The sequence below is a fragment of the Sodalis sp. RH20 genome (assembly GCF_047324205.1).
GTDB lineage: Bacteria > Pseudomonadota > Gammaproteobacteria > Enterobacterales > Enterobacteriaceae > Acerihabitans.
The window spans coordinates 3,369,511-3,395,528 of record NZ_CP178733.1; the positions used below are offsets into that span (position 1 = coordinate 3,369,511).

Below are 26,018 nucleotides of genomic sequence, written 5' to 3' on the forward strand. Positions count from 1 at the left end.
AATCCTGATGATTAAGCAATACCTGCAAGTAACAAAACCAGGAATTATTTTCGGTAATTTAATTTCTGTCATCGGCGGATTTTTGCTGGCCTCCAAAGGCCAAATTGACCATGCCTTATTTTTCGCCACCTTAATCGGTGTCTCGCTGGTGGTCGCCTCGGGTTGTGTTTTCAACAACTTTATCGACCGGGACATTGATAAGAAAATGGAAAGGACCAAGAACCGGGTCCTGGTGAAAGGACTTATCTCCCCGCAAGTGACCCTGGTTTACGCGACTGTGTTGGGTATCGCCGGTTTTGTGCTGCTGTACGTGGCGGCCAACCCGCTGGCCATGTGGCTGGCGGTGGCGGGCTTTATTGTCTATGTGGGCGTTTATAGCCTGTATATGAAGCGCAAGTCAGTTTATGGCACCCTTATCGGCAGTTTGTCCGGCGCGGCGCCGCCGGTTATCGGCTACTGCGCCGTCAGCGGCCGGTTCGATATGGGCGCGTTGATTCTGCTGCTGATTTTCAGTCTCTGGCAAATGCCGCATTCTTACGCCATCGCCATTTACCGTTTCAAGGACTACCAGGCGGCGTCAATCCCGGTGCTGCCGGTAAAACGCGGCATATCGGTGACCAAAAACCATATTACCCTGTATATTATCGGGTTTATGGTGGCGACGCTGATGCTGACCCTGGGCGGTTACGCCGGCTATAAATATTTTATCGTCGCGGCCGCGGTCAGCGTCTGGTGGCTGGGCATGGCGTTGCAGGGCTATAAATCGGCCAACGACGACAAGGTCTGGGCGCGCAAGCTGTTTATTTTCTCCATCGTGGCGATCACCTCATTGAGCGTGATGATGTCCGTGGACTTTATGGTCCCGGCCAGCAACAGCCTGTTATCGTACGTCTGGTAAAATCCGCATTGACCTATGGCTGGCAAAGCCCCGGTTTTGCCAGCCCCCTGCCCCGCCATCGACACCCTTTCGCCGCCATCTGTTACATCTGTTAAAAGACGTTCCGTTTACCCGGTTCGCACGGCGCATTAAAATGATGTGGGTAGCTCTCTTGAGGTAGTAATGAACGATACTAAAATGACCGGCAGCGAACTGCGCGCCACCTGGGGCTTGGGTACGGTGTTCTCGTTACGCATGCTGGGCATGTTTATGGTGCTACCGGTACTGACCACTTACGGTATGGCATTACAAGGCGCCAGCGAAGCCCTGATTGGGCTGGCCATCGGCATCTATGGCCTGGCGCAGGCGCTATTCCAGGTACCTTTCGGCCTGATCTCCGACCGGGTCGGCCGCAAGCCGCTGATTATCGGCGGGCTGCTGGTGTTTGCCCTGGGCAGCGTTATCGCCGCCCTCACCGATTCGATCTGGGGCGTCATTTTAGGGCGTGCGCTGCAGGGATCGGGGGCCATCGCCGCCGCCGTTATGGCGCTGCTGTCCGATTTAACCCGCGAGCAGAACCGCACCAAAGCCATGGCATTTATCGGCGTCAGCTTCGGCGTCACCTTTGCCATCGCCATGGTGCTGGGGCCGATAATAACCCATGCCCTGGGCCTGCATGCGCTGTTTTGGGGTATCGCCCTGCTGGCGCTGGCGGGCATCATCATCACCCTGGCCATCGTACCGGCGGCGGATAGCCATATGCTTAACCGCGAGTCCGGCATCGTCAGAGGAAGCTTTAGCAAGGTGCTGGCCAACGGCCAGCTGGTTAAGCTCAATATCGGCATTTTTTGCCTGCATGCGCTGCTGATGTCGAGTTTCGTCGCCCTGCCGCCGATGATGGCCAAGGCCGGCCTGGCGCCCGCCGATCATTGGAAAGTCTATCTTATTACCATGCTGGTATCCTTTGCCGCGGTAGTGCCATTTATCATCTACGCCGAGGTTAAGCGGCGGATGAAGCGGGTATTTATGATCTGCATTACCCTGTTGCTGCTGGCGGAAATCGTGCTGCTGGCCGCGGGGCAGCATTTGTGGACGATATTTGCCGGCATCCAGATTTTTTTTCTGGCGTTTAATGTGATGGAGGCCATCCTGCCCTCGCTTATCAGTAAAGAAGCACCGGCCGGGTATAAAGGCACCGCCATGGGCGTCTATTCCACCAGCCAGTTTCTCGGCGTGGCGGCCGGCGGTAGCCTGGGGGGATTATTGTATCAATGGCAGGGGGCGTGGCTGGTATTTACCTTTGGCGCGGCGCTGGCGGCGATGTGGTGGGTTATCAGCATTTCGCTTAAGGAACCGCCTTATGTCAGCAGCCTGCGCATTACCTTGTCGGAACTGGCGGTTAAGGATGGCGCGCTGGCGGAAAGACTGAAAGCGCAGCCTGGGGTTACCGAGGTGGTGGTGGTGGCGGAAGAACGGAGCGCCTATATCAAAATTGATACCAAGCAAACCAGCCGATTAGAACTCGAACGGTTGATAAGCTTGGTATAAACCAAATTTATTAGGGTCTCTACTTAGGTCTTGGATTGAATAAATCCCAGGCGCTGTCCGATAATGAAAGCATATGAGTATAGGGTTCAAAAGTGTATAGCATCATCTGCGGCAGCCCAAAAATAACGCCATGGATTCAATCGGCAAAAGACGCCATCAATATATTGATAACGAAGACCCGCCTTACCTAGCTCACTGAAAAGGCTATTTAAGTTGGCAAATTTATAATCAATTACGCCTCTGGCGGGGAACACGACGTCCACATTATACCGTTGAGATAGATGGAATAGCGTCTCATATGCTTGTTCTTCGATTTCCAAGCTGTCTTCAATTGGATATTGCATAAGATTATAATTAATTACATAAGCCCCAGGAAGAACAATATTCCTTGATTGATAGCTACTATCCATAATGCCAACCAACCCAGGATCATTAAGAAATCGCCCTTCGCGCCCAAAAAAACGGACAGCGGTGCCATCAGAAACCTCAATACGTTCACCACTAAAAAATGGTTGAGCCCCATGGGCGTCAATGATTAATCGATCGGAATATTGCGAGCCTCTGAATATAATAAAATCTTCGCCTAACATTTCCCCACCCGCAGCCAATGCAGCCCTATTAGCAGCGAGTACCGACAACTTCGCACCCGCCGCCGCCGCACCCAAGGCTCCTAATCCACCGAGGCCTGTCCCTAATGAAACCCAACCGAGAATAGCTGATGTACGCGGATTCGATCCTTCTAAAGCAGCCGAAGCAATTCCGGTCGCGGCGGAGGTGAGCTCAAGTAAACCTGCCACCCCATATAAGGCCATCACGCCCGCGGTGGCTGCCGCCAATGAGTAGCCGAAGGTAGGTATGGCTAACACTAACCCTATCACACTAAATAAAACGGTAAATGCTAATCTTCTGCTTAAGTGACCATCCAAATCAATGCCGTTTATTGGATCATTGTTGCAATAGACGTAGGGGTTTATGCCCCCCGCACCAAATGGGCTGAGGCTGTCGGGGCTGTTAAAGCGCATTAAAATCGGGTTGTATGAACGGTAGCCATTGCCCAATGGGTAAGCGCCGGTAATAGCATCGCGCAGCTCACCCTTAAATCCCGGCAAGGCTGGATCCTCCGTTTGACGGTAACCCCATGGGGTGTACAAATGGAGTTCGGTATTAAAGGTGGCAGTAACGTCAAAACTTACGCGGCCGGTTAAAACTACATTTAGCAATCTATCTCTCGCCATTTCTGCCATGTCTTCAAAAAAGCCGTTGGCTCTTGATATCTTTAACCATTTAGCAACCCAGGCAGTATCATTGGCATCAGCATCACGTTTCAACTGTGGTGTATTATGCTCGTATATAATGTTACTCACCGGCTGATGATCAATTTCTTCTTTTGCCAGGCGATCCATGCCATCATAATCATAATTACCTGAATGCTCAGGTGAATGGGCTTTTACTAGCCGCCCGAGAATATCGTACTGCAATGTACGCCCCGCCTCGTCCACATCCATTCTCCCATTAGCATCATAGTGGAGTGAAATTAACGGGGGATAGACTGGAGCACTGTGTGAGACCGAGGTCAATTGAGTAGGATCATCCGGATTGTCATAATGAAACTCCGCATAATCATCTCCATAAAAAAAATGCGTGTGACAGCGGGTCATATTATTCAATGCATCGTAGGAAAAATTCTGTTCATCAAATTGTTGACCATAAGCATCCGTGGCAAACTCCTGGCTTTCACTTTTCATATGAATAAGCCGGTTACACTCGTCATATTCGTATAATTCATGGTTTACAAGTTTTTCATCCAAAGTGATCTTTTTATCAAGAATATTCCCATTTCGTTCATAAAAATATTCTATTGTTAGTTTCGTTTCCTTGAAATTGGTTTGAAAATCCGCTCCCATAACAATTTCACGTTTATACTCACGACTGAACTCATCATAGGAAAATTTGGTATTAACGTAAAAATCAACATAACCATCGGTATGGTTTAACTCGGCCACGCGGCCAAAATCATCGTAATCCGTTTTAGTGTAAGAATTAATATTTTGACCTAATATTTGTTGACCTGTTTGTTTAGAGTACCAAAAAGAACGTTCATAAGTGAATGATGGATTATCCCCTGACAGACTACCTTTTTTTTCAGCGCCCAACAATGTCCAATCGAATCTAATACTAGCGTTGATGTCAGAAGAAAAATCTTCTTGCCCAAGTTGCCCAGAAGGTGAATAAAACCAGCGTTGCATAATCCGCCCCCGGCCTACCGGATAGTCAACATTTTCACTTGTCGAAGCTTGTATTTTCCCGGCCAGGGTATTCCAGGAATATACTTTGTATAGACTTCGATCGGCTACTAAACTGACCACATTGCCCAATTCTGGAATATATTGATATTCAAGTGATTGTCCCGCCGGGGTGGTTACTACGCTAGGTTTAGGATTAGCACCAATATATTCATAAGTATATCTGCGCCCGCCAGAAACGGACTCCTTCAAACGTCCCAAACTATCGAATGCCTGAGTGCCTAATATCGTCACGTTTTCCTGTATATCTTGTACACTAACTTCGGTTACGCAGGGTTTATCAGTATGGACGGCATACTTTCGTAAAGTTGCATTTTTATCAGGCAAACCTACCATAACTTGCCTATGAAACGCATCATATTCGTAATGGGTGACATAGCCTTTTTCGTCTTTGTACTCACGCAGCAAGCTGTAGCCATCATATCTTGAGCTAGTTTCAGAATAAACGCTGCCATCAAGACTAATACATGATTTTTTTAGCGGTTGCATCCCTATATTAAAATCGATCCTGATATCGCCAAGTTTTTTATTAGGATCGGTGGAACTGTATTTTTTCAAGGTTGCCTGAAGTTTAATCGGATCAAACTGTATTTCCTCATGGGTTCCGTCACTGCGTCTTATCACGCTGACATTTCCCCAAGGTTCATATTCCATGGTAGCTGTAATACTTACGCTTTCTTCTATTTCATCAGGTGTGGGAACAAAGTGGTCAGTCAGGGTATTAGATAAAACCTGGCTAATAGCATTATATTCCTTACTTTCGATCTCAAACCATTCATCGCTTTCGGCGCGATCAATATTATTGGATGCCTTTTTAACTGGCCTTCCTAGACCATCAAACCAGCTGCGTATCTTATTGCCGGAAGCATCGGTGGTGGTTGTCACCCCAAAATTACCGTCACAGTTTCTCTCTATGTAGTAATCTAGTGTGCTTATACGTTGATAGGCGGTGCCGGGATTTTGCGTGTGCCGGATTAAACGGCCCAACAAATCATAGTCATAATTGTGTTGACTGTTTTGCGCATCGACTTCTGACAGCACGCGTCCGGTGCAAGAAGAGGTTCTGCTGGCGGTGGCATAGGCTAGGCCATCATAGCCGGTGTCATCCCTGGATATGACTAAAATAACACCCGACAAGAAATAGGTAAATTGTGTGGTGGCGGGATAGCTGTGATCGCCATCGATAAACGTTTTGACCCTCCGTTCTAGCCTGCCATGCATTGGGTTGTTGTTAAGAGGGCTGCTTATATAGAATAGTTCCTCGCTGGTGATAAGTACCTCTTCTGATTTCACCGATTCATGGGCATAAAAGTGGCTTTTTTTCGGAACAATGGACCAGGCGGCCGGTGCATTATCTATTGAGGGAAAACTTTCATATTCATGTACTGTCACTGTATATTCAGTAATAAATTCCCGACTAGAAGGTTTGATGGTTTGTTTATATAAATAGCGTACAAACCCCCAGGGATCTAATGTCTCTGGATGCTCCTTATTATTCTGATAATATTCATTTTCGATAATCATACCATCGGGATTTTGCTGCCAAACTAGGTTGCCGCCTTCGTCGTAGCGCGTTTCGGTAGTTTCCACCCTGGTGATTTTATCCGGAGATATGTAGGTTATTTTTTGAGTGGACGCCAGCTGATATTGACTGGGCTGGGCATCAAAAGGCTCTGTCAAATTAGAATTAAACACAGTTTCTTTTTTAGTGACATAGCTTTTTGAGTCACGCGTTACCGTTTTTATCACTTCTATATCATTATGCAATACATCAAATACATATCGAATACTAATGGTATCAGCACCGTTTGTATATTCTTCATGTTGATAGTATTGATAATCAAAAAGATACTGACTATGCTCAAGCAGATAGTCACGATAGTGTACCCAAAATTGTTCAGGGGAGTGACCGCCAAGAAAATTGGATAAAGAGTAGGTGTAGTTGCTGGTGATGAGGGGAGTTTTACCGCCGATGCTTGTTACCTTTTTCGATACTCTCGGTAATGCCGGTAAATACGCGCTAGTAGGGAAGACCGTTGCGCTATCTTCATAGGTTATTTCATACGTAATATCAGGATCGGCATGCATTTTTGTAAGTAAGCGGTAATGAAGAAAATTAGTATATTCAAATTCGGAACTCGCCAATATTTCGTTTTCGCTTAAGGTCAACACTTCGCTAAGACTATTATGGTCATCAAATCGTAATGCGAACGAAATAGATTCTTGGGTGCCCGGCCAGGCAGTTATTAAAGTAAGCCGATCTTCGGGGAGACCACTTTGATTGAAATAATCAATTCTTAAGGTCCCAAAATCATTGTCGACTATGGAAGTCAACTTAGGCATCGTATTGGAGTCGACAATATCCCATTGAAACATCAACATTAAACCAAAGGGGTTGTAAATCCTCAGGACAACTTTGAACGTGTCCATCTTTTGCGGGCTGCCTAATTCTTCCACTATGCCATTTTTCCATATAATCCGATAACCGTTTTCTGTTCTAACAAAATGGAAGTTAGTCAGTTTTTTTTGTATCACCTCAATGCCTTGTGGGGTTTCGATGACACTATATTGTTCACCTGAACTCAGTACTAAAATCCCATAGGCAGTATCATAATAAGAATAGCCAAGATGAAATCCTAAGCCAAAACCATAATTAAAGCTACCAAACCCATTATAGCTGAGCGCGACCTGGAAAACGGGCCCTAATCCCGCATTGCCCACCAAGTTCACTAAGGGCAAATAAACATTAAACATGCCGGTACGCGGATTGACCGTGGTTTGATTGGCATCGCTATAATTAAATGCCTGGGATGAAAATTGTCTACTCATGATGACACCTCACCTACTGTTGCTATTATGACAAATTTTTCACAGTGAGTAACAAACGGTATAAGTACTTTTCGCGTAATGTGAGAAAGGTATAATCATTTATTCCCGCGTGAAAAAATTTATAGAAATTAAGAAATAAGGCTTAAAGCATATAAATACTGTCGACTCGCTAACTCTTGGGGAAAGCATTATGATGCCCACGCCAAAACGACATTAAGCCTTGGCGTTAGACTTCACACATTAATGCCACCAATCGTTTAAATAATTTTCTGTTAAGTTAAAAACGCTAAAGAAGATCACTGTAAAATCAATGCATACATTTATGTTATATAAACAGATATGTTATAAATTTTACATAGAGTGACTTTTTAATTAATATTACTCGTTCCTCTACAAAGATATCTATTCCCCATAGTGATAGCAAACAGAGGGATTCATTTCAATAGGCATGCATTGATTATGCAAAAAAGGGTATTCAGGCGGCATTTTTTGATACGCTAAAACTAAAAACCGCGCCCGCTCTATTTAATAACAGACGCCTATCTTATTAAGTTATATAGATTAAAATGGGCAAGTCGCCCTGCCGTCAGCCCAGCACTTAATCGCGAAAATTAGTAAACTGAAACGGCTGGCCCAGCTCTCCGCCTTTGACCAGCGCCATGGCGCCCTGCAAATCATCGCGGGATTTGCCGGTAACCCGTACCTGCTCGCCCTGGATTTGCACCTGTACCTTCAGCTTGCTGTCTTTGATCAGTTTCACCAGCTTCTTGGCCAGGGTGGATTCGATGCCTTGCTTGAGCTTGGCCTCGACGCTATAGGTTTTGCCGCTGCGCGCCATCTCGTCCGGCAGCTCTATCGCCCCGCCCTCAATACCGCGTTTGGCCAATTTTTCCCGCAGGATCTCGACCAGTTGCTGCACCTGGAAATCGGATTCGCTGGTGGCGGTGATGCTTTGGTTTTTTTCATTGAGCTCAAAACTTGCCGGTACGTTGCGAAAATCCCAGCGGGTGGTGAGCTCGCGGCTGGCATTCTCCACCGCGTTGCGAACTTCCTGCATATCTATTTCTGAAACGATGTCAAATGAGGGCATAATGTGTCTCCGGCTGCCATTCTTTGGTTAGCATCATACCCGCTTGGTTTGCCAGATACAAAATACTGTCCGCGGCGTCGGCAAAAAAATGAATAGGCCTAAAACGGCCCTTGATAGGCAGCGAATATGTCTATAATCAGAGCAATCTACGCGCAGGCAGGCGCTGGTTGGCTTAATGCATAGCAAAGGTTAAAACATGAATATTACCGTTCTCGGGTGTGGCGCCATCGGCCAGTTGTGGCTGGCCGGACTGGTGAGCCAGGGGCACAACGTCCAGGGATGGCTGCGCGTGCCGCAGTCGTCTTGTACGGTGGATGTGGTGACGCCCCTGGGGGAGAACGTGCGGCATCAGTTGCCCGCCAACAACGCCGCGCTTTTGTCCGGGAGTGATCTCTTGCTGGTGACGCTGAAAGCCTGGCAGGTTTCCGGCGCCATCCGCACGCTGTTGCCGCAGCTCAGGGCGGACTGCGCCATTTTATTGCTGCATAACGGCCTGGGCACCCGCGAAGAGCTGCCTGCGCTTACCCAGCCGTTGTTGCAGGGCATCACCACCCACGCGGCTTATCGCAGCGAGAGCGGCAGCATTATCCATGTCTATAACGGTACCACCCGTATCGGCCCGCTGACGGAAAACGCGCAGTCCATCAGCCACCTGGCGGAAAAGCTGCACGAGGCGTTGCCGGATGTGGCCTGGCATAACAATATCGCCGCTTCCTGCTGGCTTAAACTGGCCGCCAACTGTGTCATCAACCCGCTGACGGCGGCCTATGAGTGCCGTAACGGCGAGATAGAACAGTATATCGATCAGATCGAAGCGCTGTGCCGCGAAGTGGCGATGGTCATGGATCGCGAGGGATACCATACTTCTTATGAAAGCCTGCTGTTTTACGTTGGGCAAACCATTAAAAGCACCGCGGGCAATACGTCGTCGATGCTGCAGGATATTCGCGCCCAGCGTCATACCGAGATTGACTATATTAATGGTTACCTGGTGCGGCGGGCGCGGGTACATGGCCTGAGCGTACCGGAAAACCAGCGCTTGTATGAGCTGATCAAACAGAAGGAGGACCACTATGGGCGTCTCGGCGATGGTATGTCTGGCGACTGGGAGTGAAGAAACCGAAGCGGTGACCGTGATCGATCTGCTGGTCAGGGCCGGCATTGAGGTGACGGTGACGGGCGTGGGCGTGGGCAACGCGAGCCATGGGATTGTCTGCTCGCGCGGAGTACGGCTGCTGGCCGATGCCCCGCTGGCGACGGTGGCCGGCCGGGCGTTCGACGTTATCGTCCTGCCGGGCGGCGTCAAGGGCGCCGAGGCCCTGCGCGACAGCGCGGCGCTGATTGATTGCCTGCGTCTGGCAAGTCGCGCCGGCAGACTGATTGCCGCCATCTGCGCGGCGCCGGCGTTGGTGCTGGTACATCATCGCCTGTTTCCTGATGCCGCGTTAACGGGGTTCCCGGCGTTGAAAGACCGGATCCCGGCGTCGCAATGGCGGGACGAGCGGGTTGTTTACGATAAAACGGCGAACCTGCTGACCAGCCAGGGTCCGGGTACGGCGATGGAGTTTGCCTTGCATATTATCGGGCTGCTACTGGGCGGAAGCAAAGCGGCGGAAGTGGCGGCGCAGCTGGTGCTGCCTGCGGGCATACGGGATTTCGCCGGGTAACTCACGCCGGGATCCCGGCCGGCGATGGCGAACACGCTTGCCGTTTGCCGTATTTAGCGTACGGCAAACGGCCGGGACGCGGCTTTAAGGCCGGTAAACCTTGACGTTGTGAAAGCCCTGCTCGCGCAGGTACAGCGCCTGCAGCCGGCTCATGACGCCCCGCTCGCAGTACAGGAGATAGGACTTGCTCTGGTCAAGCGTGCCGAACTGGGTGCCGAGCTTATAGAACGGCAGCGCCTGGACCACGATGTTGTCCATCAGCAGCGGCTGGCTTTCCTGCTCGTCCACCGGACGGATATCCAGCACGATATCATTGCCGCCGACGTCGGCCGCGGTTTCCACTTCCTCCACATCCTGGCGGGTCTGCTCGATGATTTCGCGGATATCGATGCTGCTGGCCTCCGCCACCGCCCGTTCGAGCACGCTGAAGTCAAAATGCGCTTCTTCCTGCTCGATACGATGCTTTACGGCCCTGACCGTCGGACTTTTAGAAATTACGCCGCAATATTCCGGCATGGTTTTGGCGAATTCCTCGGTGCCGATGGCGCGCGCCATATTGATGATCTGCTCTTTATCATGGGAAATCAGCGGCCGCAGCACCAGCGTATCGGAGACGTTATCGATCAGGCGCAGGTTGGTGAGGGTCTGGCTGGAGACCTGCCCCAGGGCTTCACCGGTCACCAGCGCCTGGATGCCGAAGCGTTCCGCCATTTCCGATGCCGCGCGGATCATCATGCGCTTGAGCACCACGCCCATTTGGCCGTCATCGACTTTTTCCAGGATTTCGCCCACCACGGCGGCAAAATCAATGGCGATAAACCGCACCCGGTGGGAACTGCCGTAGCGGTTCCAGAGATGATGCGCCACCTGGCGCACGCCGATTTCATGCGCCGCGCCGCCCAGGTTAAAGAAGCAGTAATGCACCCGGCAGCCGCGGCGCATCAGCATATAGCTGGAAACGCCGGAATCGAAACCGCCGGAAATCAGCGACAGCACATCTTCCTGGGTACCGATAGGGAATCCGCCAATGCCTTCATAGCGCGCGGTGATAAGCAGCAGGCGATCGTCTTCGATTTCCAGGTGGATGGTTTCTTCGGGATGGTTGAGCCGCACGCGGGTGCCGGATACGTTCTGGTTCAGGCCGCCGCCGACGTAGCGTTCCACATCCTGCGAAGTAAATTCATGGGTGCCGCGGCGTTTTACGCGCACGCAAAATGTTTTATCCACCAGCCGGTCGTGGTACTGCGCCAGCGTCTGCACATAAATGTCGTGCATATCCGTATAGGTGTGTTCTTCCACCGCCAGGATATGATGGATGCCGGGAATACGGGTCAGCGCCTCGCAGATAACCGGGCGCTTGCTCTCGTCCTTGGCGCGTACGATGATATGATCCCAATGACGCACCACCGTCAGGGACTCGTCATAATGTTTCATGACGTTGCGGATATTGCTGGCGAGAATTTTAATAAAGCGCAGCCGTACCGACTGGCTTTTTATCGTAATTTCCGGAAACAGTTTGATGATAAACTTCATGGCGATAGTCGTTATGTGATCAGAAGAAAAAGGTAACGTAGCGGAACACGTCATATAATAAGATAGGGATAATCCGGCGCAGTACGCCTGGATATTACCCTTAGCATCCGAGGCGCGCAGTATATCACTTTACGCCGCGGCATTGAGCCCAATTTGCTTATCATCGCACTCTGGGCTAACGTTGTCTGTTTTCATATGCCATGCCCTTTACGTTGGTGAAAAAATCGTTATGCCGAAAAAAACCGAACAGCCCGCCAGTTTTGAAACTGCACTAAAAGAATTGGAACAGATTGTCACCCGCCTGGAATCAGGCGAGCTTCCGCTGGAAGAGGCGCTGAACGCATTTGAACAGGGCGTGCAGCTGGCGCGCCACGGCCAGCAGACCTTGCAGCAGGCGGAGCAGCGGGTGCAGATATTGCTTAGCGACGAGAACACTGCGCCGCTGACGCCGTTTACCCCGGACGCGGAATAAACCATGGAGTTCGCGCTGCAGCTAAAGGCCTGCCATCTGCGGGTCGACGGGGCGCTGGACCGGTTTTTCGCTTCCCTGGATCCCCGGGAACCGCTGACCCAGGCCATGCGCCACGGCGCGTTACTGGGCGGCAAGCGCCTGCGGCCGTTCCTGGTTTACCGTACCGGCCAGCTGTTCGGCCTGCCTTTGGCGGACCTGGACGCGCCGGCGGCGGCGGTGGAATGCATCCACGCGTATTCCCTCATCCATGACGACCTGCCGGCAATGGACGACGACGACCTGCGGCGCGGTCAACCGACCTGCCATATTAAATTTGGTGAAACCACCGCCATCCTGGCCGGGGACGCGCTGCAAGCCCTGGCGTTTTCCATTCTGGCCGACGCGCCGATGCCGTCGGTGGCGACGCGGGATCGCCTGGCGATGATCTCGGCGCTGGCCCAGGCCAGCGGCGCGGCCGGCATGTGCCTCGGCCAGGCGCAGGATTTGGCGGCGGAAGTGACGCCGGTCAACCTGGCGGATCTCGAGACCATTCACCGTTATAAGACCGGCGCGCTGATCCGCTCGGCGGTAACCATGGGCGCGCTGGCGGCCGGGGAACCGGGCCGTGCGGCCCTGTCCTTCCTCGATCGTTATGCCGCCGCCATCGGCCTGGCGTTCCAGGTCCAGGACGATATTCTCGACGTGGTGGGCGATACCGCGACGCTTGGTAAACGCCAGGGCGCGGATCAACAGCTGGGCAAAAGCACCTACCCGGCGCTGCTGGGGCTTGATAACGCGCGCGCCAAGGCACATGATCTGATCCAGGAGTCATTGGCGGCTTTAACGCATGTCGAAAGCCTGGGTTATGATACGTCGGCCCTGAACGCGCTGGCACGGTTTGTCATTGAACGCGATAAGTAAAAAAAAGCGTCTTTTTCCATCCCAGATATGAGTATCCGATGAGTATTGATCTGACGAAGTACCCGACGTTGGCCTTAGCCGAAGTACCCGCCGAGCTGCGGCTGCTGCCGAAAGAGAGTTTAGTGAGGCTCTGCGACGAGCTGAGGCGGTTCCTGCTGGACAGCGTCAGCCGCTCAAGCGGCCATTTCGCCTCGGGTCTGGGTACCGTGGAACTTACCGTTGCGCTGCATTATGTCTATAACACCCCGTTTGATCATGTGGTGTGGGATGTCGGCCACCAGGCCTATCCGCACAAAATCCTGACCGGACGCCGCGACCAGATCGGCACCATTCGCCAGAAAGACGGCCTGCATCCTTTTCCCTGGCGCGGCGAAAGCGACTATGACGTGCTGTCGGTCGGCCACTCCTCCACCTCCATCAGCGCCGGGCTCGGCATGGCGGTGGCCGCCGGACATGAAGGCAAAGGGCGCCGTACCGTGTGCGTCATCGGCGACGGCGCCATTACCGCCGGCATGGCGTTCGAGGCGATGAACCATGCGGGGGATATCAAGTCGGACCTGCTGGTGATCCTCAATGATAACGAAATGTCGATCTCCGAAAACGTCGGCGCGCTGAACAACCATCTGGCGCAGATTCTTTCCGGCAAGCTGTACTCTACCCTGCGCGAGGGAGGCAAGCGGGTGCTGTCCGGCATTCCGCCCATTAAGGAGCTGGTCAAGCGCACCGAGGAACATATCAAGGGCATGGTGGTGCCCGGTACGCTGTTCGAGGAACTGGGATTCAACTATATCGGCCCGGTGGACGGGCACGATGTGCTGGGACTGGTGCATACGCTGAAAAACATGCGCGCCATGAAAGGCCCGCAGTTCCTGCATATCATGACCAAAAAGGGCAAGGGGTACGCCCCGGCGGAGAAAGATCCCATCAGCTGGCATGCGGTGCCGAAATTTGATCCCGAGACCGGTACCCTGCCCAAAAGCGCCGGCGGGCTGCCCACCTATTCGGCGATTTTCGGCAACTGGCTGTGCGAGACGGCGGCGACTGACGATAAACTGATGGCAATCACCCCCGCCATGCGCGAAGGCTCGGGCATGGTGCGCTTTTCGCGGCAGTACCCCGGCCAGTATTTCGACGTGGCCATTGCGGAACAACATGCCGTGACCTTCGCCGCGGGCCTGGCCATCGGCGGTTATAAACCGGTAGTGGCCATTTACTCCACCTTTTTACAGCGCGCCTACGATCAGCTGATCCATGACGTGGCCATCCAGCGTTTGCCGGTATTGTTCGCCATCGATCGCTGCGGCATCGTCGGCGCCGACGGGCCGACCCACCAGGGCGCGTTTGATTTATCCTTCCTGCGCTGCGTGCCCCACATGGTTATCATGACGCCGAGCGATGAAAACGAATGCCGGCTGATGCTGCATACCGGTTATCACTATCAGGACGGGCCGTCGGCGGTGCGTTATCCACGCGGCAGCGGTACCGGCGCGGCGCTGGCGCCACTGGCGCCGCTGGCCATCGGCAAGGGGATCATCCGCCGCCAGGGCGAAAAGATCGCCATCCTTAACTTCGGCACCCTGCTGGCCGACGCGCGCGTCGTCGCCGACGCGCTAAACGCCACCCTGGTGGACATGCGTTTTGTTAAACCGCTGGATGAAAGTCTTATCGAGGAACTGGCCGCCAGCCACGAAGCGCTGGTGACGCTGGAGGAGAACGCCGTCATGGGCGGCGCCGGCAGCGGCGTGAATGAATTCCTGATGCACCAGCGGCTGCTGGTGCCGGTCTTGAATATCGGCCTGCCCGATCGGTTTATCCCGCAGGGCAGCCAGGAGGAAATGCGCGCCGCGCTCGGGCTGGACAGCGCCGGGATCCAAGCCCGGATTGAGCGCTGGCTGGCCTGAGGGTTTGGCGCGGCGCCTTAGGTAAGCCCGGTGCCGGCGGGCCTACCGTGCCATGGGGCGCTCGGTCGGGCGAAAAAACCACGCCCGATTCGACCCCATCGGCATGCTCTCCCTTGAACACGTCTGCTTTAAGCGCGGTGGTGGCGGGCATACCGCGCCATGGGGCGCTCGGTCGGGCGAAAAAACCACGCCCGATTCGACCCCATCGGCATGCTCTCCCTTGAACACGTCTGCTTTAAGCGCGGTGGTGGCGGGCATACCGCGCCATGGGGCGCTCGGTCGGGCGGGAAAATTACGCCCGATTCGACCCCATCGGCGCGCTCTCCCTTGAACACGTCTGCTTTAAGCGCGGTGGTGGCGGGCATACCGCGCCATGGGGCGCTCGGTCGGGCGGGAAAATCACGCCCGATTCGACCCCATTGGCACGCTCTCCCTTGAACACGTCTGCTTTAAGCGCGGTGGTGGCGGGCTATTTTTCAGTGATTTTCCTGCCATTCGCCCGATGCTTCAGGCTCCGTTTCCGGACGCGACAGCATGGCGGTGGCGATACCGTTGCCCAGGACGTTGATGCCTGAGCGTCCCATATCCAGCACATGGTCGATACCCATCAACAGCAGGATACCCGCCACCGGGATATTAAAACTTGGAATGGTGGCCGCCAGCACCACCAGCGCCGAGCGCGGCACGCCGGCAATGCCTTTGGACGCCAGCATCAGGGTCAGCATCAGCATGGTGATTTCCGCGCCGGTGAGCCGGATGTTATAGGCTTGGGCGATAAACATGGCGGCAAACGAGCAGTAGATCATCGACCCCACCAGATTAAACGAATACCCCAGCGGCAGCACAAACGAGGCGATATTGTTCGGGCAGCCGAAACGCCGCAGCTGCTCGAGGGTCTTGGGATAGGCGGCCTCGGAGCTGCTGGTGGTGAACGCCAGGATCACCGGCTCTTTCAGCATGCTCAGCAGGCGAAACGTGGCGGATTTCAACACCAGGTAACAGAACCCTATCATCAGCACGCAGCACAGCGCGATGGCCAGGTAATAGCCGCCGATAAACGACGCGTAGCTTTTCAGGATGCCCAACCCTTCGTTGGCGATAACCGACGACACGGCGGCAAAGATGGCGAGCGGCGCCATATACATCACATAGCCCGTCACCTTCAGCATGATATGGGAGACCACGTTCAGTCCGTCCGCCAGCGGTTTATTGAATTTCTCCCCCAGCGACGCCCCGGCGATGCCGAAGAATAACGAAAACACCACGATTTGCAGAATTTCGTTATGCCCCATGGCGTCAACGATGCTGGTGGGGAAGGTATGGGCAATAAAGGTCTTGAACGACATGCCGCTGGCGGCAAGGCCGGTATCCACCGCCTGGGCGGGGATTTGCAGGTTAAGGCCGGCGCCGGGCTGCATGAGGGTGACCACCGTCAGCCCGAGCAAAATGGACACCACGGAGGACGAGATAAACCAGAGAAAGGCTTTGCCGCCCAGGGCGCCGATGGCCGAAGTATCGCCCATATTCATGATGCCTACCGTCAGCGTGGTAAATACCAGCGGCGCAATGACCATCTTAATCAGGCGCAGAAAGATGTCGGTTAATAATGCAATATTGTCCGCATAGGCGTGCGCATTCTCCGCGCTGGCAAACTGGTGCACCAGGGCGCCCATGACGATGCCCAGCAGCATAAAGGCCAGGATAAAGGTGGTTAACTTATTAGATTTAGACATAATTTCCCGGTGTTCAATGTACTACGCGTTTATAGTGACGAGGGGTTGAGAGTAAGTCGCACAATCATCCTTAATGAAGAGGTAAGATTCCATGCAATGGGTCAAGGAAAACCGCATTAATGGGTTTGCCAGCCCGGGGGCTGGATGGCAATCACCCCGCCGCCCATAACAATCTGACTATAATGTAATGATTAACATCACCCTCAGGAGAAAAACATGCAGTTTACCACGCTTGGCAAGACCGATCTTCGCGTATCCCGCCTGTGCCTGGGTTGTATGACCTTTGGCGAACCCACAAGGGGCAAGCATGCCTGGACCCTGCCCGAGGAAAGCTCACGGCTGTTGATAAAGCAGGCGCTGGAGCTGGGTATTAATTTCTTCGATACCGCCAACAGCTATTCGGACGGCAGCAGCGAGGAAATCGTCGGGCGGGCGTTAAACGATTTCGCGCGGCGCGAGGACATCGTTCTCGCCACCAAGGTCTTTTTCCCCATGAGCAATCTGTCGGGCGGCCTGTCGCGCGCCAATATCCTGCAATCCATCGACGACAGTCTCTCCCGCCTCGGCACCGACTATGTCGATCTGCTGCAGATCCACCGTTGGGACTACGACACGCCGCTGGAGGAGACGCTGGAGGCGCTGCACGACGTGGTGCAATCCGGCAAGGCGCGGTTTATCGGCGCGTCGTCGATGTACGCCTGGCAGTTTGCCCGCGCCTTGTATACCGCCGATTTGCATGGCTGGACCCGTTTTGTCAGCATGCAGGATCAATACAACCTGATCCAGCGCGAGGAGGAGCGTGAAATGCACCCCCTGTGCCGGGCCGAGGGGATCGCGGTGCTACCCTGGAGCCCCCTGGCGCGCGGCAGGCTGACCCGCCCCTGGGGCGAAACCACCGCGCGGGAAGCGTCGGACCTGGTCAGCAAGGCGCTCTATGATAACAGCGCCGACGCCGACGCCCGCATAGCCGAACGCGTGGCGGCCATCGCCGACAGCAAGGGCGTGTCGCGGGCGCAGGTGGCGCTGGCGTGGGTGCTGAGCAAACCGGCGGTTACCGCGCCGATCGTCGGCGCGTCACGCGCCGAACAGCTTGACGACCTGGTCGGCGCCCTGGACGTTATCCTGGATGAGCAGGACATTGCCGAGCTGGAAACCGCCTACGCCCCGCATTATCCGGTCGGTTTTCAATGATCCGCCGCCGGTGGGCTAACAGCGGCCAACCCCGCCCGCCATGGGCGGGGTACCGTCCTGATGCCGCCCGGCGGATTCGCCGCCCCATGCCGGTAGCCTCCACCGACGTATCGGGTTCATGCCGGCGCCAGGCGTACCGATACATCAGGTCAGGAACAGCGGCCAGTAATGGCCCACGGCGAAAATTATGCCGGCGCCGATAATACCGGCCACGATGTCATCAATCATGATCCCCATGCCGCCATGCACCTCCCGATCGAACCAGCGGATCGGCCAGGGTTTCCAGATGTCCAGCACGCGAAACAGCACAAAGGCCGCCGCTACCCAACGCCAGTCGTTGACCGGCAAGGCCATCAGCGTAATCCACATGCCGACGAATTCATCCCAGACCAGGCAGCCGTGATCGTGCACGCGCATATCCCTGGCGGTCTGGTGACAGGCATAAACGCCCAGGCAGATGCTTAACATGACCACCAGGGAGTAGAGCTGCCAGGGAAGCTGGATTATCAGGCACCATAAGGGGATTGCCGCCAGGGAGCCGGCGGTGCCGGGCATCCAGGGAAACAATCCGCTGCCGAATCCGGTGGCCAGCAGGTGCCAGGGATTGCGCAGCCTTACCCGCCCTTTGGCAAGGGCCATTTCCATGGTCATGGCTTACTCCTGATTAAAATGGTCAAAACCTTGCCAATCGAACGTGACCGGCTGATTATCGCGCAATAATTGCAGGCCTTCGCTACGCGGCCCAATCTGGCCGATGCAGGTAAAATCGGCGCCGGTATGGCCTAAGGCGACATCGAGCGCGCCGCGGTTTATTTCGGGCACGGTAAAGCAGAGTTCGTAATCTTCGCCGCCGCCCAGGGCCCAGCGCAACGCCTGCTCCGGCGTGGCGTGGCGTCGCAGGGCGGTGGAATAAGGCAGATCGTCCAAATGGATGCGCGCGCCGCATTCGCTCCTGTCGAGGATATGCCGCAGGTCGGAGACGAGGCCGTCGGAGATATCGATCGCCGAACTGGCCAGATCGCGCAGCGCCTGCCCTTGCAGGATGCGCGGCTGGGGACGCAGGTGGCGCCCCAGCAGGTATTGGCGGTCCCGCGGCGAATCGACATCAAGCCGGTTTTGCAGGATAGCCAGGCCGGCGGCGCTGTCGCCCAGGGTACCGGTGACGTAGATCCAATCGCCGATGCGCGCGCCCGAACGGGTGATGGCGCGCCCCGCGGGGATCAGCCCATGGATGGTCAGCGTCAGGCTGAGCGGACCGCGCGTGGTATCGCCGCCGATCAGCTGCATGCCGTAATAATCCAGCTGTTCATACAGGCTGTCGCTATAGGCGGCCAGCCAGGATTCATCAACGTCGGGCAAGGTGAGGGCGAGCGACAGCCAGGCGGGATCGGCGCCCATGGCGGCCAGGTCGCTGAGATTTACCGCCAGGGATTTATAACCTAGGTCGGCGGGAGAGATATCCGGCAAAAAGTGAATACCCGCCACCAGGGTATCGGTGCTGACCGCTATCAGTCGTTTTTCATCAACCGACAGCAGTGCACAATCATCGCCGATGCCCAGTACCACATCGCGCCGAACGCTTCTTACGCGATTGAAATAGCGGGCAATAAGGTCAAATTCGCCACAGGCCATAACCTATCCAAATAGTGTTGTCTATGTTATTGCGGAAAAGGGCCGCGGCCGGAGAACCGGCCGGAAAAACGTTACTTCCTGTTGGGACGGATATGCGGGGCCGCTTTGTCCAGCACGCCGTTGACAAACTTATGGCTTTCTTCCGCGCCGAAGGTCTTGGCCAGCTCAATCGCCTCATTGATGGCCACTTTATACGGCACGTCCAGGCGCTTGCTTAATTCATACAGCGCCAGGCGCAAAATGGCGCGCTCCACATGGCCCAACTCGTCAAGCTGACGTGAAAGGTAGGGTGCCATAAGCTGATCCAGCTCCGCTGCATGCGTCGCCGTACCGGTATACAGCTCGCGAAAATAAGCGATATCCACATCCTTGACATCCTGCTCCGCGAGGAACTGGACTTCAATATCCGCGATATCGTTATGAGATAACTGCCATGAGTAAAGCGCCTGAACGACACATTCACGGGCACGGCGACGAGCAGCAGGTTTCACGAATTTCCCCTTTACTTACGCTTTGATAGCTTTCAGTACGTTAATCATTTCCAGTGCGGTCAACGCTGCTTCCGCACCTTTGTTGCCGGCTTTGGTGCCGGCCCGTTCTATTGCCTGTTCAATGCTTTCCGTCGTCAGCACGCCGAAGGCCACGGGCAGCTCACTGCTCATGGCGACGTCTGATAAACCGGAGCTGCACTCGCCGGCGACATATTCAAAATGCGCGGTGCCGCCACGGATTACCGTGCCAAGCGCCACCACGGCGTCAAATTTTTTACTATTGGCCAATGCGCGGGTTGCCAGCGGCAGCTCGTAGGCGCCCGGTACCCAGACTACGGTGATATTGTCGTCTTTCACCTGGCCGATACGCTTGAGGGCATCAATAGCGCCTTCCAGCAGGCTGTCATTGATGAAGTGGTTAAAGCGCGCAATCGCAATCGCTATGCGGGCATCCGGAGTGGCGACAACACCTTCAATAACGTTCATGGCTTTCCTTCAATTGACAAATGGCGGTAATTGCCCACAAGGGGGCGGATTCTAACATATTCTTTTGCCCGCTGCTCGGGCCAATTACTGCCCGTGGCGCGGTTTAAGCCGCAGGCGGATATCCGGCCCGACCTGGCACAGGTCGGTAAAGTCAAACGCCGGCGCCTGCGCCAATGTCTCCAGTCCCGGCAGGTCGCATAACCCGCGCGCGCCGGCGCCGAGCAGCCTGGGCGCCAGGTAGACGATCAGTTCATCCACCACCCCGGCGTCAAGCAAGGCGCCGGCAAGCGAAGCGCCGGCCTCGACCCACAGGCTGTTTACCTGGCGCCGGGCCAGCAACATCAGCAGCGCCACGATATCGATATGCGCCGTTCCGCCCGGCGCGCCTGCGGCGGCGGGCACCGTCAGCTGTTCGACGTCCTGTGGCCATGGCTGCGAATCGGGCCGCAGACGGGCGAGCACGGTCTGTCCGGCCTGGGCCACCAGACGATGCCGGGGCGTAACCCGATTCCGGCTATCGATAACCACCCGTAACGGCTGGCGCAGCGATGCCTGGGGATACATCTCGCGAATGCTCGGCGGCAGTGAGTCCCAACGCACCGTGAGGGCGGGATCGTCGGCCAATACCGTGGCGGCGCTGGATAAAATGGCGCCGGCCTGGGCGCGGAAAACCTGCACATCCCGGCGGGCCTGGGGCGAGGTTATCCACTGGCTTTCACCCGAGGCCATGGCGGTACGGCCGTCAAGGGAGGCGGCAAGCTTGAGCTGCACATAGGGAAAACCGGTGCGCATGCGTTTGAGAAACCCCGGATTCAGCGCCTCGGCATCCTTCATCATCAGACCGTGCTCAACCGATACGCCGGCCTGGCGCAGGAGATACATGCCGCGCCCGGCAACCTGGGGATTGGGATCTTGCATCGCCACCACCACCCGCGCCACCCCGGCCGCCACCAGCGCGTCGGCGCAAGGCGGCGTGCGGCCGTGATGGCTGCAGGGCTCAAGGGTAACGTAGGCGGTGGCGCCGCGCGCCGCGTCGCCCGCCATGCGCAGGGCATGGACTTCGGCATGGGGCTCGCCGGCGCGCAGATGGTAGCCCTCGCCGACAATATGCCCGTCGCGCGCAATGACGCAGCCGACGTTGGGATTGGGCGCGGTGGTAAAGCGGCCGCGCCGCGCCAGCTCCAGCGCGCGCGCCATGTAGAGTTCATCAAGCGGCATAGCGTGGTCCTTAATCCTGGAGGCGGGCGATTTCTTCGCCAAATTCGCGTACATCCTCAAAACTGCGGTATACCGAGGCAAAACGGATATACGCCACTTTGTCGAGTTTTTTCAGGGCGTCCATCACCAGGTTGCCGACCATTTTACTCGGGACTTCCCGTTCCCCGGTCGCGCGCAGCTGGGATTTGATATGGTTGATGGCCATTTCGACGTCGTCGGAATTTACCGGCCTCTTTTCCAACGCTTTCAGGAATCCGCCGCGCAGCTTGTCTTCATTAAAGGGCTCGCGGATCTCGTTACTCTTGATAACCCGGGGCAGGACCAGCTCCGCCACCTCAAAGGTGGTAAAGCGCTCATTGCAGACCAGGCACTGGCGCCGGCGCCGGACCTGGGAGCCTTCACCCACCAGGCGGGAATCAATGACCTTGGTATCGACTGCGGAACAAAAGGGACAATGCATAAGGCGTCCTGCGCGGCTGAAACGGATAAGGTAGTTTAGCGCGAACCGCGCCGACAACAAAGAGGGCCGCCGCCGGTAACCGCGGGATTCGGTATCCCCGCCTGCTAACATTTCATGACTTTCCGCGTGTTCCGGGCTAAGCTGTATTTAACTGACAGAAAAAGGAAACTGTTGCTATGACAATCAGTTATCGTTCGCTTTACGCCACCCTCGCCCTGCTGTCCCTTGCGGGTTGCGCGCAACAACCGAACCCTAAAATCCCCGAATTGAAAAAGGAAATCGGCCAGCTTAACCAGCGCCTGCAATACCTCAACGATCAGGCCTCGGCGCTGATGCAGCAAAACGCGCTCAATGAGCAGTCCACCAGCGGCGTTTATCTCTATCCGGCGGCGCAGGCCGCGGCGCAGGTGGACAGCGCTATCGGCAGGCTGCAGGTCAGCCTGGGCGCGGTGGAAACCGAGGCCAACGGGTCGCGGGCGCTGCTGAGCATCCGCACCGCGGACGGTTCGGCGCTGCCCCCGTTCCATGCGGTGGTCGATTGGGGCCAGGTGGATCCCGCCTCCGGCAAGCCGCTGACCGCCGATACGCTTAGCCAGCCGATCGTGGTGCCGGCTTCCCTGCTGCCGAAACCGGAAGCCACGCTTGAGCTGCGGCTCAGCGGCCTGACGCCGGAACAGGTGGGCTTTGTCCGCCTGCGCGATATCATCCGCAACGCCCCCGAGACACCGCCCGCCCCCGATGCGGTAAAACCACTGTCGCGGCAGTAGCCGCGCCCGCCCGCCGGTAAACGGCCATAAAAAAACCCCGCTGCTGCGGGGTTCCTGAATGTCATGCCGGCAGCGCCTTTTATGGCAGCAGCGAAGGCTGATCGGCGCCCTCTTTCTCGACTTTCTGCTGCATCATGTGTTCGCGCTTCATTCCCAGCTTCAGCGCCAGGGCGGAAGCCACATAGATGGAGGAAACCGTACCGATGGAAACGCCGATAAGCATGGTCAGCGAGAAGCCTTCCAATATCGGACCGCCAAAGATAAACAGCATCAGCACCACCATCAGCGTGGTGGCCGACGTCATGATGGTCCGGCTTAAGGTCTGGGTCAGGGACACGTTGATGATTTCATAAGAACTGCCGCGGCGGATCTTGCGGAAGTTTTCACGAATACGATCCGAGACCACGATGCTGTCGTTAAGCGAATAACCGATGACCGACATCAGCGAGGCGATAATGGTCAGGTCGATTTCCACGTGGAACAGCGACAGCACCCCCATGGTGATCACCACGTCATGGGCCAGCGCCAGCACCGCCCCCAGCGCCAGGCGCCATTCGAAGCGGATGCCGACGTAAATCAGGATGGAGATCAGCGCCACCAGCAGCGCCATGCCGCCGGCCTGCGCCAGATCGTTGCCCACGCTCGGCCCGACGAATTCGATGCGTTTGACTACGGCGTTCTGCTCGAAGGTCTGGTTGATCACGCCGAGCACTTTATTGCCCAGTTCCTGACCCGCGCCATCCTGCACCGGCGGCATGCGCACCATCACATCGCGGCTGCTGCCGAAGTTTTGGATCAGCGGCTCCTTGAAACCGGCTTTCTCCAGCGCGTCGCGCATGGCGTCCAGATCGACGGTTTTCTCCAGGTTCAGTTCAATCACCGTACCGCCGGTGAAATCCAGGCCCCAGTTAAACCCCCTGACCGACATGATGGCGATCGAGATGACCAGCAGCGTAATCGAGATACTGAACGCCACATAATCCCAGCGCATAAAGTCATAGACTCTACGGCCGTAATTCAAATCTTCAACACTATGTTGCTGAGCCACAGCCCACTCCTAAATTGACAGCTTGTTGATGCGTTTACCGCCGTAAAGCAGGTTAACGATGGCACGCGTGCCGACAATCGCCGTAAACATCGAGGTGGCAACCCCAATCGCTGTGGTAATGGCAAAGCCCTTGATAGAGCCGGTGCCGACCGCATACAGGATAATGGCGGTAATCAGCGTGGTGACGTTGGCGTCAACGATGCTGGAGAATGCGCCGCGATAGCCTTCATGGATTGCCTGCTGGACCGATCGTCCGTTTTTCAGCTCTTCCTTGATGCGCTCGTTGATCAGCACGTTGGCATCCACCGCCACCGCAAGCGTCAGCACGATCCCGGCGATACCCGGCATGGTCAGCGTCGCCCCCGGCAGCAGGGACATGATGCCCACGATCATCACCAGGTTGGCCACCAGCGCGGTGGTGGCAATCAGGCCGAATTTACGATACCACACCACCATAAAGACAATGGACGCCACCAGTCCCCACAGGCAGGCTTGCAGCCCCTGGGTAATATTCTGCATGCCGAGGGTCGGACCGATGGTACGCTCCTCGACAATCTGGATCGGCGCAATCAAAGCCCCGGCGCGCAGCAGCAGCGAGAGCTGGCGCGCTTCATTCGGATTATCGATGCCGGTAATGCGGAAGCTGTTGCCCAGGCGCGACTGGATGGTCGCGACGTTGATAACCTCTTCCTGTTTCACCAGGATCGAGCGGCCGTTGGCGTCTTTTTTACCACTGTCCTTATATTCCACGAACAGCGTCGCCATCGGCTTGCCGATATTGTCCTTGGTGAAGTTGGACATATTGGTGCCGCCGGTGCTGTCCAGCGAGATATTGACCTGCGGGCGGTTATATTCATCGGCGCTGGAGGTGGAGTCGGTAATATGATCGCCGGTGAGGATAACGCGTTTGTAGAGGACGACCGGCTGGCCGTCACGGGTGGATTTCACTTCGGAATCCCCCGGTACCCGGCCGCTGGCGGCCGCGGTGCGGTCTACCGTGCTATTGACCAGGCGGAACTCCAGGGTGGCGGTGGCGCCGAGGATTTCCTTGGCGCGCGCGGTGTCCTGGATGCCCGGCAGTTCAACCACGATACGGTCGGCGCCCTGGCGCTGCACCAGCGGTTCGGCCACGCCGAGCTGGTTGACGCGGTTACGCAGGATGGTGATGTTCTGCTGTACCGCGTATTCCCGCGCCTCGCGCAGGCGGGTATCCGCCATGACGGCGCGCAGGCCGGTGTCGCCGACGCTGCTGAACACCAGATCGCGATGGCGCGGGGTCAGGTAGGAAACCGCCTGGTCGCGGGCCGCCGCGTCGCGAAAGCCCACTTCGGTGCCATTGTTGTCGGTTTTACGCACGGTGGCGTAGGGGATCCCTTTTTCACGCAAATCGGTGCGCAGGGTATCCATGGTCTGCTCCTGGAGTTTGCCCAGGGCAGTATCCATATCCACTTCCATCAGGAAATGGACGCCGCCACGCAGATCCAGGCCCAGTTTCATCGGTTCGGCGCCCAGCACCGATAACCACGGCGGGGTGGCCGGGGCCAGGTTAAGCGCAACGATATAATTTTCGCCAAGCGCGTTTAACAACGCCTCGCGGGCGCGCAACTGCACGTCCGGATTGCTGAAGCGCGCCAGGATGGCGCCATTTTCCAACGCAATAGACTTGCTGGTGATATTTTGTTCTTTTAACACATTCTGGATCTGGACCAGCGTCGTCTCACTGGCGGCGGCACCGCGCGCGCCAGTGATTTGTACGGCCGGATCCTCACCATATAGGTTTGGAAGCGCATACAGCAGCCCGACGACCAGCGCCAGGATCAGCATGATGTACTTCCATAAAGGATAACGGTTTAACACGGCAGTTCCCTTCGG

General features: G+C 55.7%; 21 protein-coding genes. 9 read left to right on the top strand and 12 right to left on the bottom strand.

From position 1 onward, the window contains the following. Positions 1 to 7: 7 nt before the first annotated feature. Positions 8 to 898, top strand: coding sequence for a heme o synthase (cyoE, locus tag ACL2XM_RS15590; protein ID WP_410016197.1), 891 nt, complete (start codon positions 8 to 10; stop codon positions 896 to 898). 162 nt (positions 899 to 1,060) lie between these two features. Then, on the top strand, positions 1,061 to 2,425 hold the full coding sequence (locus ACL2XM_RS15595) for an MFS transporter (protein WP_410016198.1): 1,365 nt from the start codon (positions 1,061 to 1,063) through the stop codon (positions 2,423 to 2,425). 86 nt (positions 2,426 to 2,511) lie between these two features. On the opposite strand, the gene ACL2XM_RS15600 is transcribed toward ACL2XM_RS15595, so the two are convergent. Both ACL2XM_RS15600 and ACL2XM_RS15605 read right to left on the bottom strand, forming a co-directional pair. Beyond that, on the bottom strand, positions 2,512 to 7,557 hold the full coding sequence (locus ACL2XM_RS15600; protein ID WP_413731193.1) for an RHS repeat-associated core domain-containing protein: 5,046 nt from the start codon (positions 7,555 to 7,557) through the stop codon (positions 2,512 to 2,514). Between the two features lie 598 nt (positions 7,558 to 8,155). After that, positions 8,156 to 8,647: a YajQ family cyclic di-GMP-binding protein gene (locus ACL2XM_RS15605; RefSeq protein WP_331122703.1), complete on the bottom strand. Its 492-nt coding sequence runs from the start codon at positions 8,645 to 8,647 to the stop codon at positions 8,156 to 8,158. A gap of 196 nt (positions 8,648 to 8,843) precedes the next feature. Here ACL2XM_RS15605 and panE point away from each other — a divergent pair, with 196 nt between their 5' ends. Next, complete coding sequence (gene panE / locus ACL2XM_RS15610; protein WP_410016200.1) at positions 8,844 to 9,761, top strand: 2-dehydropantoate 2-reductase; 918 nt, start codon at positions 8,844 to 8,846, stop codon at positions 9,759 to 9,761. Continuing rightward, positions 9,721 to 10,314, top strand: coding sequence for a protein deglycase YajL (yajL, locus tag ACL2XM_RS15615; protein ID WP_410016201.1), 594 nt, complete (start codon positions 9,721 to 9,723; stop codon positions 10,312 to 10,314). Before panE ends, yajL begins: the two co-directional genes overlap by 41 nt. Before the next feature lie 84 nt (positions 10,315 to 10,398). On the opposite strand, the gene thiI is transcribed toward yajL, so the two are convergent. After that, on the bottom strand, positions 10,399 to 11,847 hold the full coding sequence (gene thiI / locus ACL2XM_RS15620; protein WP_413731195.1) for a tRNA uracil 4-sulfurtransferase ThiI: 1,449 nt from the start codon (positions 11,845 to 11,847) through the stop codon (positions 10,399 to 10,401). Positions 11,848 to 12,076: 229 nt separating this feature from the next. Here thiI and xseB point away from each other — a divergent pair, with 229 nt between their 5' ends. Genes xseB through dxs form a run of 3 tightly spaced genes read left to right on the top strand, consistent with a single transcriptional unit; the run spans position 12,077 to position 15,120 of the window. Then, the gene (gene xseB / locus ACL2XM_RS15625; protein ID WP_410016203.1) at positions 12,077 to 12,319 is read left to right on the top strand and encodes an exodeoxyribonuclease VII small subunit; all 243 of its coding nucleotides are present in this window, start codon (positions 12,077 to 12,079) and stop codon (positions 12,317 to 12,319) included. Positions 12,320 to 12,322: 3 nt separating this feature from the next. Further along, entirely contained in the window at positions 12,323 to 13,219 is an 897-nt protein-coding gene (gene ispA / locus ACL2XM_RS15630) for a (2E,6E)-farnesyl diphosphate synthase (RefSeq protein ID WP_413722252.1), read from the top strand. 38 nt (positions 13,220 to 13,257) lie between these two features. Further along, entirely contained in the window at positions 13,258 to 15,120 is a 1,863-nt protein-coding gene (dxs, locus tag ACL2XM_RS15635; RefSeq protein ID WP_410016205.1) for a 1-deoxy-D-xylulose-5-phosphate synthase, read from the top strand. A gap of 476 nt (positions 15,121 to 15,596) precedes the next feature. Here the strand turns inward: dxs and ACL2XM_RS15640 are convergent, their stop codons facing one another. Then, positions 15,597 to 16,853: a dicarboxylate/amino acid:cation symporter gene (locus tag ACL2XM_RS15640; RefSeq protein ID WP_413722251.1), complete on the bottom strand. Its 1,257-nt coding sequence runs from the start codon at positions 16,851 to 16,853 to the stop codon at positions 15,597 to 15,599. A 216-nt stretch (positions 16,854 to 17,069) separates the two neighbouring features. Between ACL2XM_RS15640 and ACL2XM_RS15645 the strand changes: the two genes are divergently transcribed. Then, a complete protein-coding gene (locus ACL2XM_RS15645) occupies positions 17,070 to 18,044 on the top strand; it encodes an aldo/keto reductase (RefSeq protein ID WP_413722250.1) in 975 nt (324 codons plus the stop codon). A 144-nt stretch (positions 18,045 to 18,188) separates the two neighbouring features. Here the strand turns inward: ACL2XM_RS15645 and pgpA are convergent, their stop codons facing one another. From pgpA to nrdR, 6 genes are all read right to left on the bottom strand, one after another. After that, on the bottom strand, positions 18,189 to 18,683 hold the full coding sequence (pgpA, locus tag ACL2XM_RS15650; protein WP_410016608.1) for a phosphatidylglycerophosphatase A: 495 nt from the start codon (positions 18,681 to 18,683) through the stop codon (positions 18,189 to 18,191). Positions 18,684 to 18,698: 15 nt separating this feature from the next. After that, entirely contained in the window at positions 18,699 to 19,676 is a 978-nt protein-coding gene (thiL, locus tag ACL2XM_RS15655) for a thiamine-phosphate kinase (protein ID WP_413722249.1), read from the bottom strand. Positions 19,677 to 19,747: 71 nt separating this feature from the next. Then, the gene (gene nusB / locus ACL2XM_RS15660) at positions 19,748 to 20,167 is read right to left on the bottom strand and encodes a transcription antitermination factor NusB (protein WP_162367690.1); all 420 of its coding nucleotides are present in this window, start codon (positions 20,165 to 20,167) and stop codon (positions 19,748 to 19,750) included. Between the two features lie 15 nt (positions 20,168 to 20,182). Beyond that, positions 20,183 to 20,653, bottom strand: a complete 471-nt coding sequence (gene ribE / locus ACL2XM_RS15665) for a 6,7-dimethyl-8-ribityllumazine synthase (RefSeq protein WP_413730863.1) — start codon at positions 20,651 to 20,653, stop codon at positions 20,183 to 20,185. A gap of 84 nt (positions 20,654 to 20,737) precedes the next feature. Then, positions 20,738 to 21,871, bottom strand: a complete 1,134-nt coding sequence (gene ribD / locus ACL2XM_RS15670) for a bifunctional diaminohydroxyphosphoribosylaminopyrimidine deaminase/5-amino-6-(5-phosphoribosylamino)uracil reductase RibD (protein ID WP_413731197.1) — start codon at positions 21,869 to 21,871, stop codon at positions 20,738 to 20,740. Between the two features lie 10 nt (positions 21,872 to 21,881). Then, positions 21,882 to 22,331 (bottom strand): transcriptional regulator NrdR, encoded by a 450-nt coding sequence (nrdR, locus tag ACL2XM_RS15675; protein WP_410016211.1) that lies wholly within the window; start codon positions 22,329 to 22,331, stop codon positions 21,882 to 21,884. A gap of 176 nt (positions 22,332 to 22,507) precedes the next feature. On the opposite strand from nrdR, the gene ACL2XM_RS15680 reads away from it, so the two are divergent. Beyond that, entirely contained in the window at positions 22,508 to 23,098 is a 591-nt protein-coding gene (locus ACL2XM_RS15680) for a DUF3251 domain-containing protein (protein WP_410016212.1), read from the top strand. Between the two features lie 79 nt (positions 23,099 to 23,177). Here ACL2XM_RS15680 and secF read toward each other — a convergent pair whose 3' ends face one another. Both secF and secD read right to left on the bottom strand, forming a co-directional pair. Continuing rightward, a complete protein-coding gene (gene secF / locus ACL2XM_RS15685) occupies positions 23,178 to 24,146 on the bottom strand; it encodes a protein translocase subunit SecF (protein WP_410016213.1) in 969 nt (322 codons plus the stop codon). Between the two features lie 9 nt (positions 24,147 to 24,155). Beyond that, complete coding sequence (gene secD, locus ACL2XM_RS15690; RefSeq protein ID WP_410016214.1) at positions 24,156 to 26,003, bottom strand: protein translocase subunit SecD; 1,848 nt, start codon at positions 26,001 to 26,003, stop codon at positions 24,156 to 24,158. Positions 26,004 to 26,018: the final 15 nt, after the last annotated feature.

Coding starts and splice junctions, on each gene's coding strand:
- xseB (WP_410016203.1), top strand. CDS start 12,077: ATGCCGAAAAAAACCGAACAGCCCGCCAGTTTTGAAACTGCACTAAAA.
- ribD (WP_413731197.1), bottom strand. CDS start 21,871: ATGCCGCTTGATGAACTCTACATGGCGCGCGCGCTGGAGCTGGCGCGG.
- thiL (WP_413722249.1), bottom strand. CDS start 19,676: ATGGCCTGTGGCGAATTTGACCTTATTGCCCGCTATTTCAATCGCGTA.
- nrdR (WP_410016211.1), bottom strand. CDS start 22,331: ATGCATTGTCCCTTTTGTTCCGCAGTCGATACCAAGGTCATTGATTCC.
- pgpA (WP_410016608.1), bottom strand. CDS start 18,683: ATGGCCCTTGCCAAAGGGCGGGTAAGGCTGCGCAATCCCTGGCACCTG.
- cyoE (WP_410016197.1), top strand. CDS start 8: ATGATTAAGCAATACCTGCAAGTAACAAAACCAGGAATTATTTTCGGT.
- yajL (WP_410016201.1), top strand. CDS start 9,721: ATGGGCGTCTCGGCGATGGTATGTCTGGCGACTGGGAGTGAAGAAACC.
- thiI (WP_413731195.1), bottom strand. CDS start 11,847: ATGAAGTTTATCATCAAACTGTTTCCGGAAATTACGATAAAAAGCCAG.
- ispA (WP_413722252.1), top strand. CDS start 12,323: ATGGAGTTCGCGCTGCAGCTAAAGGCCTGCCATCTGCGGGTCGACGGG.
- ACL2XM_RS15640 (WP_413722251.1), bottom strand. CDS start 16,853: ATGTCTAAATCTAATAAGTTAACCACCTTTATCCTGGCCTTTATGCTG.
- ACL2XM_RS15605 (WP_331122703.1), bottom strand. CDS start 8,647: ATGCCCTCATTTGACATCGTTTCAGAAATAGATATGCAGGAAGTTCGC.
- ACL2XM_RS15645 (WP_413722250.1), top strand. CDS start 17,070: ATGCAGTTTACCACGCTTGGCAAGACCGATCTTCGCGTATCCCGCCTG.
- ACL2XM_RS15600 (WP_413731193.1), bottom strand. CDS start 7,557: ATGAGTAGACAATTTTCATCCCAGGCATTTAATTATAGCGATGCCAAT.
- dxs (WP_410016205.1), top strand. CDS start 13,258: ATGAGTATTGATCTGACGAAGTACCCGACGTTGGCCTTAGCCGAAGTA.
- ribE (WP_413730863.1), bottom strand. CDS start 20,653: ATGAACGTTATTGAAGGTGTTGTCGCCACTCCGGATGCCCGCATAGCG.
- ACL2XM_RS15680 (WP_410016212.1), top strand. CDS start 22,508: ATGACAATCAGTTATCGTTCGCTTTACGCCACCCTCGCCCTGCTGTCC.
- ACL2XM_RS15595 (WP_410016198.1), top strand. CDS start 1,061: ATGAACGATACTAAAATGACCGGCAGCGAACTGCGCGCCACCTGGGGC.
- panE (WP_410016200.1), top strand. CDS start 8,844: ATGAATATTACCGTTCTCGGGTGTGGCGCCATCGGCCAGTTGTGGCTG.